Genomic DNA, 14,788 nt, shown 5'->3' on the forward strand with positions numbered 1-14,788 from the left:
TTCACGGCCACTTCAGAGGCGGACCGACCAGCCGAACGGGTCCTCGGCGCGGCCGCGCTGGATGCCCACGAGCGCGTCGCGGATCGCCGCCGTGACCGGGCCTTCCGCCCCGCCGCCGATGGCGAACTCGCCGTCCTGCGAGCGGGCCCGGCCGATCGAGGTGATCACCACGCCGGTGCCGCAGGCGAAGGTCTCCAGCAGCGTGCCGTCGGCCGCGTCGGCCCGCCACTCGTCGACCGAGTACGGCCGCTCGCTGACCGTCCAGCCGCGGTGCCGGGCGAGCGCGAGCACCGAGTCGCGGGTGACGCCGGGCAGGATCGAGCCGTTCAGCGGCGGGGTCACCAGGACCGGGGCCTCCGGCGAGCCGTGCACGAAGAACAGGTTCATGCTGCCCGACTCCTCGATCCAGCGGTGCTCGACCGCGTCGAGGAAGACCGTCTGGTCGCAGCCCGCGTCCTGGGCCTGGGCCTGGGCGCGCAGGCTCACCGCGTAGTTCGCGGCCGCCTTCACGTGGCCCGTCCCGCCCGGCGCGGCCCGGGAGTAGTCCTGGGAGATCCAGACCGTGACCGGCTTGGCCCCGCCGGAGAAGTAGCCGCCGGCCGGGGAGGCGATGACCGCGAAGAGGTACTCCGAGGACGGCCGCACCCCCAGGAACGGGTCCATGGCGATCATGAAGGGCCGGATGTAGAGGCTCTGCCCCTCGCCGGTCGGCACCCACTCCCGGTCCGCCTCGACCAGCGTGCGCACCGCCTTCAGGAACAACTCCTCGGGCAGCGCCGGCATGGCCAGCCGCTCGGCGGTCGCGTTCAGCCGGCGCGCGTTGGCCTCGGGGCGGAACAGGCCGACCCCGCCGTCCGGCAGCGCGTACGCCTTGAGCCCCTCGAACAGCTCCTGGCTGTAGTGCAGCGCCGCGGTCGCCGGCGAGAGCGACAGCGGCCCGAACGGGATCAGGCGGGCGTCGTGCCAGCCCTCCCCCTCGGCATAGCGGACGGTGACCATGTGGTCGGTGAAGATGCGGCCGAACCCGGGGTCGGCGAGCAGGGCGGCGCGCTCGTCCGCCGGGCGGCGCTCGGCCGGGACGATGTCGAATTCGAGCATCCCGGAACTGTAAGCGCTTCCTGAACGATCCCTAAGCTGAATCCCGGGGACTGGGCGGTAATAACCACTCAAAACAAGTTGGCCGGGGGCGCGGGCGACGGAACCGCTGTCGCATCGGTGACCACCTTTGCCCCCGCGATCAGGTCGGTGAGGTCGTTCTCGGCCACCAGCCGGGCCGGGAACGGATCGCCCGCGCCGGCCCGGGCCAGCCGCGCCTGCGGGATGCGCCCCGGCTCGGCCGCCGCCACCAGGATCACGTTGCCGAACCGCCGGCCGCGCAGCACGGACGGCTCGGCGAGCAGGACGACCTCGCCGTAGAGGCGGCGCAGGGTCACCGCCTGGCCGCGGGCGAAGCCGAGCCCGGCCCCGTCGGCCAGGTTGGCCACGTAGATCCCGCCCGGGCGCAGCAGCCGGGAGGCCGCGGTCAGGAACTCCAGCGACGCCAGGTGGGCCGGCACCCGGGCCCCGCCGTAGACGTCGGCGATGACCAGGTCGAAGCGGCCCGGGGCGAGCGACTCGACCGCCTCCCGGGCGTCGGCCGCCCGGACCCGGATGTCGGCCCCGCGCGGCAGCGGCAGGTGCTTGCGCACGAACGCGATGAGCGCCGCGTCCCGCTCCACCACCCGCTGGGCCGAGCCGGGCCGGGTCGCCGCCACGTACCGCGGCAGGGTCAGCGCCCCGCCGCCCAGGTGCAGCACCGACAGCGGGGCGCCGGCCGGGGCCATCGCATCGATGACCGACGCGACCCGGCGCATGTACTCGAAGTCGAGCGTGCGCGGTTCCTCCAGGTCGAGGGCCGACTGGGGGTACCCGTCCAGCAGCAGCGTCCACCGGCCCGGCCGCCCGTCGTCCGGGCACAGCTCGGCCAGCCCGCCGTCGACCCGCTCGGCGATGCCCGTCTCGCGCTTCCGTCCGCCCACCGGTCAATCTTGCATTGACGCCCGAAAGAGGACGACGATGCCTCTGTCTGGATCCGAAAGACCGGAGGCGCGATGCAAGTACCCGCCGCATTCGAATACGCCAGAGCCACGAGCGTCGGTCAGACCCTGCAGCTCCTCGCGGAGTACGGCGAGGACGCCCGCGTGATCGCCGGTGGCCACAGCCTCATCCCGATGATGAAGCTGCGGCTGGCCCGGCCGACCGCACTGATCGACATCAACGACGTGGCCGAGCTGTCCTACATCCGCGTCGAGGGCTCGCAGCTGCGGATCGGCGCCCTGACGCGGCACGCCGAGCTGCTCGCCTCGCCGCTGGTCGAGGAGCACTACCGGATCTTCGCCGACGCGGAGAAGGTGATCGCCGACCCGCTGGTGCGCAACCGGGGCACCGTCGGCGGCTCGCTGTGCCAGGCCGACCCGGCCGAGGACCTGTCGGCCGCGTTCGCCGCCGTCGACGCGTCCGTGGTCATCCAGGGTGCCGGCGGCGCGCGGACCGTGCCGCTGACCGAGTTCCACGTCGGGCCGTACGAGACCGTGGTCGAGGCGGGCGAGCTGCTCACCGAGATCCAGGTGCCGATCCGGCCGGGCGGCGGCTCCGCGTACCTCAAGGTCGAGCGACGGGTGGGCGACTGGGCGGTCGCCGCGGCCGGGGCCGCACTGTGGATCTCCGGCGGCACCGTGCAGGCGGCCGGCATCGGCCTGGCCGCGGTCGGGGCCGCGCACTTCCGGGCGGCCGAGGCCCAGGAGTTCGTGGTGGGCAAGCCGGCCACCGAGGAGACGTTCGCCGAGGCGGGGCGCATCGCCGCCGAGCACACCAACCCGGTCGCCGACCAGCGGGGCCCGGTCGACTACAAGCGGCACCTCGCCGGCGAGCTCACCACGCGCGCGCTGCGCGCCGCGGCCGCCCGAGCGCAAGGGCTGGAGGCCTGAGCATGCAGATCACCGTGACGGTCAACGGGGAGCAGCACACCCGCGACGTCGAACCCCGCCTGCTGCTGGTGCACTTCCTGCGCGACGAACTGGGCCTGACTGGCACGCACTGGGGCTGCGACACCTCCAACTGCGGCGTATGCACCGTGACCCTGGACGGCGTGCCGGTGAAGTCGTGCACCGTGCTCGCGGTCATGGCCGACGGCAAGCAGGTCGGCACCGTCGAGGGCCTGGAGGGCGCGGACGGGCTGGACCCGATCCAGCAGGGCTTCGTGCAGTGCCATGGACTGCAATGCGGCTTCTGTACCCCGGGCATGCTGGTCTGCGGCCGCGCGCTGCTCGACCGCAACCCCGACCCGTCCGAGGCCGAGATCCGCGAGGCGATCTCCGGTCAGCTCTGCCGCTGCACCGGCTACGAGAACATCGTCCGCTCGATCCGCTGGGCGGCCGAGCACCCGAAGGAGGCGGCGGAGGCATGACGGTCACCGAGGAGAACCAGACGCCGATGGGCTTCGGCCGCATGCACCGCAAGGAGGACGCGCGGTTCGTGCGGGGCAAGGGCAACTACGTCGACGACGTGCGGCTGCCCGGCATGCTGCACGGGGCGTTCCTGCGCAGCCCCTACGCGCACGCCCGGATCGTCTCGATCGACACCAGCGCGGCCGAGGCGCTGCCGGGCGTCAAGGCGGTCATCACCGGCGCCGTGCTGGAGACGCTGAAGCTGGCCTGGATGCCCACGCTGTCGTACGACACGCAGGCGGTGCTCGCCACCGACAAGGTGCGCTTCCAGAACCAGGAGGTCGCGTTCGTGGTGGCCGACAGCCACTACATCGCGCGCGACGCGCTGGAGCTCATCGAGGTCGAGTACGACCCGCTGCCGGTCGTGGCCGACGCCAAGCAGGCCCTCGCCCCCGGCGCCCCGGTCATCCGGGACGACAAGGAGGGCAAGACGGACAACCACATCTTCGACTGGAGCGCCGGGGACAAGGAGAAGACCGACGCGGTCTTCGCCGACGCCGAGATCGTCGTGGCCGAGGACGTGCTCTACCCGCGGGTGCACCCCTCGCCGCTGGAGACCTGCGGCGCGGTCGCCGACTTCGACAAGGTCAGCGGCAAGCTCACGATCTACTCGACCACGCAGGCGCCGCACGCTCACCGGACCGTGTACGCGCTGGTGGCCGGCCTGCCCGAGCACAAGATCCGGGTGATCTCGCCCGACATCGGCGGCGGCTTCGGCGGCAAGGTCGGCATCTACCCCGGCTACGTGCTGGCGATCGTCGGCTCGATCGTCACCGGCAAGCCGGTCAAGTGGATGGAGGACCGCAACGAGCACCTGACGTCCACCGCGTTCGCCCGCGACTACCACATGCGCGGCGAGATCGCGGCGACGAAGGACGGGAAGATCCGCGCGCTGCGGGTCAACGTGCTCGCCGACCACGGCGCCTTCAACGGCACCGCCCAGCCGACCAAGTTCCCGGCCGGCTTCTTCCACATCTTCACCGGCTCCTACGACCTCGAGGCCGCCTCGTGCGACGTCACGGGCGTGTACACCAACAAGGCGCCGGGCGGAGTGGCGTACGCCTGCTCGTTCCGGATAACCGAGGCCGTGTACCTCGTCGAGCGCATGATCGACGTGCTGGCCTACGAGCTGAAGATGGACCCGGCCGAGCTGCGGATGAAGAACCTGCTCCGGCCCGAGCAGTTCCCGTACACCACGCCGACCGGCTGGGAGTACGACTCCGGCGACTATCCGAGGGCCCTGCGGCTGGCGATGGACATGGTCGGCTACGAGGAGCTGCGCCGGGAGCAGGCGGAGAAGCGGGAGCTCGGGCAGTACATGGGAATCGGCCTGAGCTTTTTCACCGAGGGTGTCGGCGCCGGCCCGCGCAAGCACATGGACATCCTCGGGCTCGGCATGGCCGACGGCGCCGAGCTGCGGGTGCACCCGACCGGCAAGGCCGTCCTGCGGCTGTCGGTGCAGACCCAGGGGCAGGGCCACGAGACCACGTTCGCCCAGATCGTGGCCGAGGAGCTCGGCATCTCCCCCGACGACATCGACGTGGTCCACGGCGACACCGATCAGACCCCCTTCGGCCTCGGTACGTACGGATCGCGCTCGACCCCCGTCAGCGGCGCGGCCACGGCGATCGTCGCGCGCAAGGTCCGCGACCGGGCCCGGATCGTGGCCTCGGCGATGCTGGAGGTGTCCCCGGACGACCTGGACTGGGAGAAGGGCCGCTTCTTCGTCAAGGGCGACCCGGACCAGGGCAGGACGATCCAGGAGATCGCCATGGCGGCGCACTCCAGCCTCGAACTGCCCGAGGGCGTGGAGGGCCACCTCGACGCGACGACGGTCTACAACCCGCCGAACCTGACGTACCCGTTCGGCGCGTACGTCTGCGTGGTCGACGTCGACCCGGCCACCGGCCAGGTCAAGGTGCGCCGGTTCATCGCGGTCGACGACTGCGGCGTGCGGATCAACCCGATGATCGTCGAGGGGCAGGTGCACGGCGGCCTGGCCGACGGCATCGGCATGGCCCTCATGCAGCTCATGGCGTTCGACGAGGACGGCAACCACCTCGGCGCGTCGCTCATGGACTACCTGCTGCCGACGGCCCTCGAATGCCCGTCGTGGGAGCTCGGCGAGACCGTCACCCCGTCGCCGCACCACCCGATCGGCGCCAAGGGCGTCGGCGAGTCGGCCACCGTCGGCTCCCCGGCCGCGGTGGTCAACGCCGTGCTCGACGCGATCAAGCCGTTCGGGGTCCGGCACGCCGACATGCCCCTGACGCCGTCGAACGTCTGGCGGGCCGTGCAGGGCAACCCGATCCGGACCGACCTGGCCATCAGCTGATGAACCTCCTCAACCGCGCGGACCAACTGCGCGACGCCCGCACCCCGTTCGTTCTCGCGACGGTGGTGCGGGCGGAGCGCCCCACCAGCGCCAAGGCCGGCGACCGCGCGCTGGTCCTGCCCGACGGCACGATGGAGGGCTTCGTCGGCGGCACCTGCGCCGAGTCGACGGTGCGCCTGCAGGGGCTGCAGCTGCTGGAGACGGGCGAGTCGACGCTGCTGCGCATCACGCCCGACGACGCCGAGCCGGAGGCGCGGCCGGGCGCCGAGGGCCTGTTGACGGTCGCGAATCCATGCCTGTCCGGCGGCACCCTGGAGATCTTTCTGGAGGCGATGATCCCGGCGCCGCTGGTCTTCGTCTTCGGTGAGGCGCCGGTCGCCCGCGCCCTGGTCGACGTCGTGCGGTCGGTGGGCTGGGAGGCTCGGCGGGCCGTTTCGCTCGACGACCCGGTCCCGCTGGACGCCGACGCCGTCGTGGTCGCCTCGCACGGGCGGGACGAACTGGAGATCCTGGCGGCCGCGGTCAAGGCGCGGACGCCCTACATCGCGCTCGTGGCCAGCCGCAAACGCGCGGCGGCCGTCCTCGGCGAGCTCTCCGTGACCGACGCCGAGCGAGCGACCGTCAAGGCACCGGCCGGCCTGGACATCGGCGCGCGGACGCCGCACGAGATCGCGCTGTCCGTGGTCGCCGAGATCATCGCCGTCCGCCCCCGGCAGACGGCGCCGGCGGCCGCCGTCGCGACCGCCAAGGATCCGGTGTGCAACATGGACGTCGCGGTCGTGCCGGGCGCACTGCACTACCAACACGAGGGGACCGTGTACTACTTCTGCGGCAGCGGCTGCCGGAGCGCGTTCGCCGACGACCCGGCGCGGTACCTGTGATCGACGACGTCGACGCGCTCGTCGCCGGGCTGGACCGGCAGGGCTACCTGGCCGAGGAGGGGCTGGGGACGGCCCTCTTCCTCGCGGTGCGGCTGCGGCAGCCGATCCTGCTGGAGGGCGAGCCCGGCGTGGGCAAGACGGCCGCGGCGGGTGCGCTGGCGTCCACACTGGACACGCCGCTGATCCGGCTGCAGTGCTACGAGGGGCTCAGCGCGGCGGAGGCGCTGTACGAGTGGAACTATCCGCGCCAGCTGCTCGGCATCCGGCTCGCGGAGGCGCGCGGCGAGACCCCGCGCGAGGCGGACCTGTTCGCGCCGGAGTACCTGCTGCGCCGGCCGTTGCTGGCCGCCATCGAGCATCCGGGGCCGCGGCCGGCGGTGCTGCTCATCGACGAGATCGACCGGGCCGACGACGAGTTCGAGGCGTTCCTGTTCGAGCTGCTCGCCGAGGGCGCGGTCACCATCCCGGAGCTGGGCACCCGGCGCGCCGCCGTGCCGCCGATCGTGGTGCTGACCTCCAACCGGACCCGGGACCTGCACGACGCGTTGTTGCGGCGCTGCCTGTACCACTGGATCGGCTATCCCGACCAGGCCCGCGTGGCCGCCATCATCGCCCGGCGCGTCCCCGGGGCCGGCGAGCCGCTCGTGACCGGGGTGGCCGGCGCGGTCTCCCGGCTGCGCGGGCTGGACCTGGTCAAGCCGCCGGGTGTGGCCGAGGCGATCTCGTGGGCCAACGCGCTGCAGCTGCTCGGGTTGCCGCTCAACGCGGGGTCGGCCGAGCTGACGCTCGGGGCGGTGCTGAAGTACCGCGAGGACGAGGAGGCGGCGCGTGCCCTTCTCGCCGACATCGCTGGCTGATCTCGTCGCCGCCTTCGGTGCGGCGCTGCACCAGGCCGGGCTCTCCGTCGGGCCCGATCGTGCGGCCCGCTTCACCCAGGCGATCGCGGTGCTCGATCCGCGGACGGTGGACGACCTGCATCGCTGCGCCCGCGCGACGCTCGTGTCGTCGCCCTCGGACTTCGCGCTGCTGGACGCCGTCTTCGACGCCGTCTTCCGGGGATACACCGACATCGCCGAGTTCCGCGGGGACATGAACGCCGCCGGCGCGCTCCCCAGCTCCGGTTCGTCCGTGTCGGACTTCTCGGATGGTTCGGGAAGGTCCGGCTCGCTGCGAGAGGTGCAGGTCGGGGTGTCGGGCAGCGCCGCCGAGCGGCTGGCCTCGCGCGACTTCGCCACGCTCAGCGAGGACGAGCTGGCCCGCCTGGCCGAGATGATGAAGCTGCTGCGGTTCGCCACCCCGCCCCGGCGCAGCCGCCGCTTCCGCCCGGGTGCCGACGGCCGTCAGATCGACCTGCGGGCCGCCCTGCGCAAGGCCCGGCGCACGGGTGGCGAGCCGCTGCACCTGCCCCGCCGGACCCGGCGCGAGAAGCCCCGGCGGCTCCTGGTGCTGTGCGACATCTCCGGGTCCATGGAGCCCTATGCAAGGGCGATGATCCAGCTCTTGTACTGCGCAGCCGGCGCCTCAAGGGCCGAGGTGTTCACGTTCGCCACGCGGCTGACCCGGCTCACCCGGCTGATGGCCCGGCGCACGACCCCGGCCGCGGCGCTGCAACGGGCGGGGCAGGCGGCGCCGGACTGGTCGGGCGGGACGCGGATCGGGGCGGCGCTGCGGCGGTTCAACGACGACTTCGGACGCCGGGGTCTGGCTCGCGGCGCGGTGGTCCTGATCGTCTCCGACGGGTGGGAGACCGGCGACCCGGCCCAGGTCGGCGCCGAGATGGCCCGCCTGCGCCGGCTGGCCCACCGGATCGTGTGGGTCAATCCGCGGACCCAGAGCCCGCGCTACCGCCCGCTGGTGGGCGGCATGGCGGCCGCGTGGCCGCACTGCGACGCCGTGGTCAGCGGGCACTCCCTGGACGCGATCGGCCCCCTGCTCGAAGCGCTCCGAGCAGGGGGCCGGTGATGCTCTTCTAGCAGTGGAACGAGGCGGGGGCCGCGTTCGGTCCCCAGGGGACGGTGCCGACGAGCAGGACCGTGGTCTGCTCACCGGGCTTGAGCTTCCGGTCGCGCGGCGCCAGTTCGACGTTCGCCGCCGTCTGGGTCGCCGTGCCGTTCACCGCCAGCTCGACCTTCTGCGTGCCGGTGTAGGCGAAGCGCACCTTCACGTCGTTGAGCGTCTGGCGGCCGGTGTTCTTGATCGTGGCCTGCGCGATGTACACGCCGCCGAGGTTGAGCACGGTGGAGTACTGCACCGAGCACGCCGACGCCGCCGGCGCGCCGCCCTCGCCCTGGTCGGCCATGAACGCCGCCACCCACGACAGGGTCGAGTTCCAGTTGATGGCGATCTCGTTGGTGGAGTACGAGTTGATGTCGTCGACGTAGCAGAACTGCGGCGCGCAGCCGGGCAGGAGCTTCTGCGCGAGCGGGTCCTGCAGGTTCGAGTTCGGCCCGCCCGCGAGGGAGCCCGCCGGCGGGTGCGGCAGCGCCGCGTTGAGCTGGTGCGCGAAGATCCGCGTGTGCTGGTTCTGCGAGGCGCGCTCGCCGTAGCCGGTCACGTAGGACTGGTTGAGGGCGTTGCGGCCCAGCAGGTAGTCCATGCCCGTGGCCACGCCGTCGCGGAAGTCCGCCGACCCGGTCAGGTCGTAGGCGGTCGCGATGACGACGAGGTTGTTGAGCACGGCGCTGTTGGAGCCCCACTCGTACTTGCCCGAGGTGGGCGCGTACGCGATGCCGTACGGGTTGGCCCGCACCGTCGCCAGGTAGGCCTTGGCCCCGTCGACCACCGACTGGCGGACCCGGTCGCGGTCCGGCAGGCCGTTGGGCACGGTGGCCAGGTCGAGCCGGCCCAGCGCGGCGGTGAAGCCCCAGCTGAAGCCCTCCGGCTTGAACACGTCCGCGGTGTGCCACTTGGAGGCGGTCACCGCGTCGCGGTAGGTCTTCTCGCCGGTGCTGATGTACAGCTCGGCCGCGGCCCAGTAGAACTCGTCGGTCACGTCGGCGTCGTCGTACGCGCCGCCGCCGTTGCCGTCGCTGACCAGCGCGTAGATCGCCGGGTGGGCCAGCGCCGCCGCGTACGCGGTCTTCGACGCCGCGAGCAGCTTCGCCGCGAACGCCTTGTCGTAGGGCTGGAACAGGCGGGCCCCCTGCGCCGCCGTGGCCGCCAGGTTCAGCGTGGCCGCGGTCGACGGCGCGTGCAGCTCGCGCGGCTGCGGGTCGGCCGCCGGGTCGAGCGGCAGGCCGGTCCAGTTCTGGTCGTGGATCTTGTGGGGGGCCATGCCGGCCAGCGGCTGCCCGGCGGGCACCTGCATGCGCAGCAGGAACTCGAGCTCCCAGCGGGCCTCGTCGAGCACGTCGGGCACCTGGTTGCCGTGCTCCGGCAGGCGCAGCGAGCCGTCGGCCAGGCGCTGCGGGTCGCCGCTCGCCGCCGTCTTCGAGCGCTCGTAGGTGCTCATCAGCTGGGCCGCCGCGATGCCGCCGTTGACCACGTACTTGCCGTGGTCGCCGGCGTCGTACCAGCCGCCCTGCACGTCGAGGCGGTAGTCGCAGACCCCGGCCTGGCACGGGACGTCGGTGTCGCCCTGGTTGGGCGCGACCCCGATGTGCCCCGCCTTGCGGCCGTACCCGGGCGCGATCGCGTCGGAGATCTCGATGCCGCTGCGCTGGACGTAGAACCAGGACAGCGCGTCGGTGCGCAGCTGCTCGTAGGCCGCCCCGGCGCCGATGTCGAACGGCACGCTGGTCTCGCCGTCAGCGGTCAGCGTGAAGCCCTTGCCCTGGGTCTTGTACCGCGAGAAGTCAGCCGTCTGCACGTTCTGCCCGCTCGTGGCGTCCGTCCCGCGCGGGGTGGTGGTCCCGCTGGCGACCACGGCGCCGGCGGCGTTCTTGAGCTGCCAGGGCAGGGCCGCGGTCGCCTCGGTGACGACGGTCGCCTGCTTCGGGCCGTTGGCCTGGTAGCCGACCTGGTTGACCCGCACCCGCGGGCCGGTGTCCGGCACGTACACGGGCGGCGGTGCCCCTCCCTGCAGCGAGACGTTGTCGACGCAGAACGTGTAGGCCGTCGCGCTGCCGCCGACCTGGAACGCGACCTGCCCGGCGGTGGTGTCGGCGGCCGCGGTGAAGGTGTAGCTGAAGTCCTTGGCCTCGGGCGTGAGCTGCGGGGCCTCGGAGATCTCCTGGGTGTACGGCGGGTCGGCCAGCTGCACGTTGGCCCGCACGGTGACCGGGACGGACGCGCTGGCCGAGAACGCGAGCTTGTACGACTCGCCGGCCTGCAGGGCGATCGCGTTCTGCCCGATGATGGCGTCCCACGGGTTGGTGGTGCCCGCGGGAATACTTGCGCACAGTCGCCCGTCAATGACCGAGGCCGGCGAGTTCCCGGTCCACCACCACGGGTCGGTGCCGTTGTCGAACGTGCCGTTGACGATCTGTTCCGCCGGGTCCGCGTGGGCCGCGGAGGAACCGAGCGGAACGAGCAACAATGCCGCCGCAATGGCGACGGGTAATTTGCGCTGCACAGACACCCCTTTGGCGGAAAAGTGTTGGGAGCGTTCCCACGGTGTCTTAGCGCACAGGGACTGTCAAGATGTGAAGCGCTTCAACGCTTGAGCGTCGGCATGACGTACCAGACCCCGATGAAAGCTGCAGCGAAGGCCCCACCGGCCGCGACGGCCCAGGGCAGGCCCACCACGACCTGAAAAATCAGGAAGACCGCGCCCACCACCGACATCCACAGGAACCACAGTCCGAGGCCGGCCAGATTGCTGCTGACGGCGACCAGCTGCCCCTTGCGGCCGCGCCGGAACAGAATGCGGTGGTGGCTGACCGGCGCGATGAGGAACAGGGTGGCCACGACCGTGCACAGGATCGTCACGATATAGGTGGCCTTCTGGGCCGGGGTGACGGTCGCGAATCGCTCGTTGAACGGCAGCGTCAACAGGAACGCGAACAGGATCTGCACGCCGGTCTGGGCGACCCGCAGCTCCTGGAGCAGTTCCGTCCAATTCCGGTCGTACCGCTCGTTGCGCGTCTCATCGCCCCGGTCAGGCGGCTCGCGATCGGCCATGCGGGTCCAATTACCCACCGGATCAACCGGACGAACCTGGCGGTTCGGGTCGTCCTGGGCCGGTGCGGGCCGTCGATGACCATGTCGGGGCTGTGCAAGCTTGCACGCTGGGCTTATGGTCGCGACGTGAGTGCCCCCTTCGATGAGCTGACCGCCGGGCGCCGCGCGTGGATCGCGCGGGCCGGCCTCGCCGAGCTCGCCGCGACGATCGGCGCGCCCGGCCGGGCGGCGGTCGCCGCCCGGCCGGACCTGCTGGCCCGGGTGGACCAGCACGCGGCCGCGATCCGAGAGTCCCTCGGCGGTGCGCTGCTGGACCCGGTCGCCCTGGCCGGTTACTCGGCCGCGATCCGCGACGCGGCGCGCGATGCCGGTGAACCGCTGGACGACTGGTCCCGCCCCACGTGGGCCATGCTGCGCCTGCTCGCGGTGTGCTGCCTCGTTCCGTAACTTTCAGGGGCTACTTCAGGAACCGCTTGTCGGCGTGCAGGTTGTCGGCCAGGCGGATGGTGATGAACTCGTTGTTGTCCGGCTGGCCCGCGGTGCGGCCGTTGGAGAACGGGAAGTTGTTGTCGTTCACCACGCCCAGCGTGCGGTCGTCGAGGATCACGACGTCCTCGATGGTCTGGAACGGGAACGTGAAGACGTCCGCGCTGCCGCCCAGGTGGCGCGGGTCGGCGATGTTCATCAGGTCCGCGACCAGGGTCTTGTCCATCTTGCCGTCGCGGTTGCGGTCGCGCTTGTCGGCCATGTAGATGCGCTTGAACTTGGCCGTGGCGCCCTGGCCGTTGTCGCGCTCGATGACCAGGAACCGGTCGCTGTCCACGGCGATGGCGTCGCCGATCGCGTTGGCCGGGTCCTCGAGCTGGTAGGTGAAGAACTTCCCGGTGTACTGCTGCTTCGGCAGGTCGAACTCGTTGAGCCGCAGCGCACCGGCGGGGTCGCCGGCCACCGTGCCCTCGAGCAGCGGGTACAGCGTCCGGCCGTCGGGCGACTGCGCCATGCCCTCGAAGCCCTTGCTGCTGTTGATGGTCGGGTTGCCCGCGGGGTTCTCCGGGGCCCGCACGCCGGCCAGCGGGATCGGCGCCTGCAGCAGGCGGCCGGCCCGGTCGAAGTGCAGCAGGTACGGGCCGAACTCGTCGCCGATCCAGTACGAGCCGTCCTTGACCCGCTGGATCGACTCGATGTCGAAGTCGGCCCCGGTGAGCACGCGGTCCTTGCGGGTCAGCGCGAACGGCACGAAGTTGTTCGGGTCGGTCAGGTTGATGCCGCCGAGCACGTCGACGGTCTTCTTGCCGTAGTCCGGACCGAGGTGCTGGATGCGCAGCACGAAGTCGGCGCTGTTGGACTTGCTGCCGTAGCCGTTGTCGGAGATGACGTCGAACGTGCCGTCACCGTTCTTGACGATGCCGCTGAAGCCCTGGATCGGCTGGTCGTCGAAGGGCGGGGTGATGCCGTTGGACGGGGTGCCGCCCAGCTGGGAACCGGACGGGTCGCTCGCCGAGACGAACGTCGCCGCGGGCAGCATGGCCCAGCCGGTCAGCGTCACCCGGTTCTCGTGGCCGCTGTGCGCATCGGCACTCGGCGCCGCCAGCGTCAGCGTGAGCGCGCCGATGCCCACACCAAGGGCAACGCGTCGAAGATTCTTCATGCGCCCGCACGCTATGCAGCCGCCGTGAACCGTTCCTAGACTTTTTGTGTCATCTGCCCGAGCAGCGTATGTAGGCGGTTGACGATGCCCGGCCCATCGGTGATCTTGCCGCTGTCGAGGTAGTACACGAACGACGCGCGCAGCACCAGCGCGCCGTCCGAGGTCTCGACGTAGGCCTGGCCCTCATCGAAGTACGAGAACGTGCCGGCGTCGAGTTCCCTGGCGTCCTTGACCGCGGCCTTGTCGAAGCCGACCTGCTCGCCGGCGGCCATGGCCGGGCGGGAGACGCTGAGGAAGATGTAGAACGCCCCGGACGCGCCGTCGACGGCGCAGGCCTTGAGGCTGTCGGTGTCGCGGCGCTCCTTGCCGGCGGGCTGCTCGCCCAGCGCGGCCTGATACTGCGCGTCGTCGGCGAGCGCGCACACGTCGACGGAGTCGTAGGCGGCGGCGTTGGACTTCGCCTCGGGGGGCGCGGCCACCTTCTCGTCACCGCAGCCGGCGAGCACCAGGACGGCGCTCGCCAGCAGCAGCGTCTTACGAAGGGTGAAGGTCACCCATGTTTTCTACCGCGTTTTGAGACTCGGCTCCTACGTCCTTTTTTCACACCCGGCCGAAGTCCTGGGTCCAGTACGGCGTGCCGTCGGCCTTGTAGGCCACGCCCACGCCGACCGCGACGGACGAGCAGTTCAGGATGTTGGCGCGGTGCCCCGGGCTGTTGATCCAGCCGGTGACGACGTCCTGCGCGGTGCGGTAGCCCCACGCGATGTTCTCGGCCGAGGCGCCGGTGGTGTAGCCGGCGGCCACCTCACGCTGCACGAAGTTGCTGCCGTTGGAGCCGGTGTGGTCGAAGAAGTTCTTCGTCACCATGTCGGTGCTGTGCGCCCGGGCGGCGGCGACCAGGCGGGTGTCGATACGCAGCGCGCCACAGCCGTTGGCCGTGCGGTAGTTGTTCGTGAGGGTCACGACCTGGGTCTCCAGCACCGTGTACTTGTCGGCGGCCGGGGTGCTCGGGGTGGTCGGGGCCGCGGTCGGCGCCTTGGTCACCGGCGTGGCCGGGGTCTTCTTGGCGACCGTCTTCTTCTTTTTCTTCTTCTTGGTGGACGCCTGGGCGGCCACGTCGTCCGCGGCGTTGGCGCCCACGGCCTCGGCGACGTGCGCGACAGCGGCCTTGGCGGGCGCGGCGGCCGCGAAGGCCTGGGCACCGGTGGTCGTGACGAGCGCGAAACCGAGGGGAGCCGCGATGAGCGCGGCGGCGATCGTGGTGGCGCGGCGGGCGAATCGGGTCACTGTTCGGGCCTTCCGTTGCGGGGACAGTGATGTCTGACGCAATGGGTATCGGGCCCGTCACACCCCGCTTGAGCTGCTGAACCGGCAAGCA

General features: G+C 71.6%; 14 protein-coding genes. 7 read left to right on the forward strand and 7 right to left on the reverse strand.

Features of this window, described 5'->3' with window-relative positions; translation table 11 throughout:
- Positions 1-12: 12 nt before the first annotated feature.
- Both ACQPZ4_RS48635 and ACQPZ4_RS48640 read right to left on the reverse strand, forming a co-directional pair.
- Complete coding sequence (locus ACQPZ4_RS48635; RefSeq protein ID WP_433052799.1) at positions 13-1,098, reverse strand: branched-chain amino acid aminotransferase; 1,086 nt, start codon at positions 1,096-1,098, stop codon at positions 13-15.
- A 68-nt stretch (positions 1,099-1,166) separates the two neighbouring features.
- Entirely contained in the window at positions 1,167-2,018 is an 852-nt protein-coding gene (locus tag ACQPZ4_RS48640; RefSeq protein WP_433052802.1) for a spermidine synthase, read from the reverse strand.
- Between the two features lie 72 nt (positions 2,019-2,090).
- On the opposite strand from ACQPZ4_RS48640, the gene ACQPZ4_RS48645 reads away from it, so the two are divergent.
- Genes ACQPZ4_RS48645 through ACQPZ4_RS48670 form a run of 6 tightly spaced genes read left to right on the forward strand, consistent with a single transcriptional unit; the run spans position 2,091 to position 8,663 of the window.
- Positions 2,091-2,966 (forward strand): FAD binding domain-containing protein, encoded by an 876-nt coding sequence (locus ACQPZ4_RS48645; RefSeq protein WP_433052805.1) that lies wholly within the window; start codon positions 2,091-2,093, stop codon positions 2,964-2,966.
- A gap of 2 nt (positions 2,967-2,968) precedes the next feature.
- On the forward strand, positions 2,969-3,445 hold the full coding sequence (locus ACQPZ4_RS48650) for a (2Fe-2S)-binding protein (RefSeq protein ID WP_433052808.1): 477 nt from the start codon (positions 2,969-2,971) through the stop codon (positions 3,443-3,445).
- Positions 3,442-5,820, forward strand: a complete 2,379-nt coding sequence (locus ACQPZ4_RS48655; RefSeq protein WP_433052811.1) for an aerobic carbon-monoxide dehydrogenase large subunit — start codon at positions 3,442-3,444, stop codon at positions 5,818-5,820. The genes ACQPZ4_RS48650 and ACQPZ4_RS48655 overlap by 4 nt, the downstream gene beginning before the upstream one ends.
- Positions 5,820-6,701: an XdhC family protein gene (locus ACQPZ4_RS48660; RefSeq protein WP_433052814.1), complete on the forward strand. Its 882-nt coding sequence runs from the start codon at positions 5,820-5,822 to the stop codon at positions 6,699-6,701. The genes ACQPZ4_RS48655 and ACQPZ4_RS48660 overlap by 1 nt, the downstream gene beginning before the upstream one ends.
- The gene (locus tag ACQPZ4_RS48665) at positions 6,698-7,558 is read left to right on the forward strand and encodes an AAA family ATPase (protein WP_433052817.1); all 861 of its coding nucleotides are present in this window, start codon (positions 6,698-6,700) and stop codon (positions 7,556-7,558) included. The genes ACQPZ4_RS48660 and ACQPZ4_RS48665 overlap by 4 nt, the downstream gene beginning before the upstream one ends.
- On the forward strand, positions 7,530-8,663 hold the full coding sequence (locus ACQPZ4_RS48670) for a vWA domain-containing protein (protein WP_433052820.1): 1,134 nt from the start codon (positions 7,530-7,532) through the stop codon (positions 8,661-8,663). Before ACQPZ4_RS48665 ends, ACQPZ4_RS48670 begins: the two co-directional genes overlap by 29 nt.
- A 7-nt stretch (positions 8,664-8,670) precedes the next feature.
- On the opposite strand, the gene ACQPZ4_RS48675 is transcribed toward ACQPZ4_RS48670, so the two are convergent.
- Together ACQPZ4_RS48675 and ACQPZ4_RS48680 are read right to left on the reverse strand one after the other, a co-directional pair.
- Positions 8,671-11,214, reverse strand: coding sequence for a glycoside hydrolase family 9 protein (locus tag ACQPZ4_RS48675; RefSeq protein ID WP_433052823.1), 2,544 nt, complete (start codon positions 11,212-11,214; stop codon positions 8,671-8,673).
- A gap of 80 nt (positions 11,215-11,294) precedes the next feature.
- Complete coding sequence (locus tag ACQPZ4_RS48680; protein ID WP_433052825.1) at positions 11,295-11,780, reverse strand: DUF6328 family protein; 486 nt, start codon at positions 11,778-11,780, stop codon at positions 11,295-11,297.
- Positions 11,781-11,888: 108 nt separating this feature from the next.
- Between ACQPZ4_RS48680 and ACQPZ4_RS48685 the strand changes: the two genes are divergently transcribed.
- Positions 11,889-12,209 carry a DUF6401 family natural product biosynthesis protein gene (locus ACQPZ4_RS48685; RefSeq protein WP_433052828.1) on the forward strand — a complete coding sequence of 107 codons (321 nt, stop codon included), beginning with the start codon at positions 11,889-11,891 and terminating at the stop codon, positions 12,207-12,209.
- 10 nt (positions 12,210-12,219) lie between these two features.
- Here ACQPZ4_RS48685 and ACQPZ4_RS48690 read toward each other — a convergent pair whose 3' ends face one another.
- Genes ACQPZ4_RS48690 through ACQPZ4_RS48700 form a run of 3 tightly spaced genes read right to left on the reverse strand, consistent with a single transcriptional unit; the run spans position 12,220 to position 14,697 of the window.
- The gene (locus tag ACQPZ4_RS48690; RefSeq protein WP_433052831.1) at positions 12,220-13,410 is read right to left on the reverse strand and encodes an esterase-like activity of phytase family protein; all 1,191 of its coding nucleotides are present in this window, start codon (positions 13,408-13,410) and stop codon (positions 12,220-12,222) included.
- Between the two features lie 35 nt (positions 13,411-13,445).
- Entirely contained in the window at positions 13,446-13,964 is a 519-nt protein-coding gene (locus ACQPZ4_RS48695) for a hypothetical protein (RefSeq protein ID WP_433052834.1), read from the reverse strand.
- A 46-nt stretch (positions 13,965-14,010) separates the two neighbouring features.
- Entirely contained in the window at positions 14,011-14,697 is a 687-nt protein-coding gene (locus ACQPZ4_RS48700) for a CAP domain-containing protein (RefSeq protein ID WP_433052837.1), read from the reverse strand.
- Between the last annotated feature and the right edge of the window lie 91 nt (positions 14,698-14,788).

This window comes from Dactylosporangium sp. CS-033363 (assembly GCF_050942475.1).
Lineage (GTDB): Bacteria > Actinomycetota > Actinomycetes > Mycobacteriales > Micromonosporaceae > Dactylosporangium.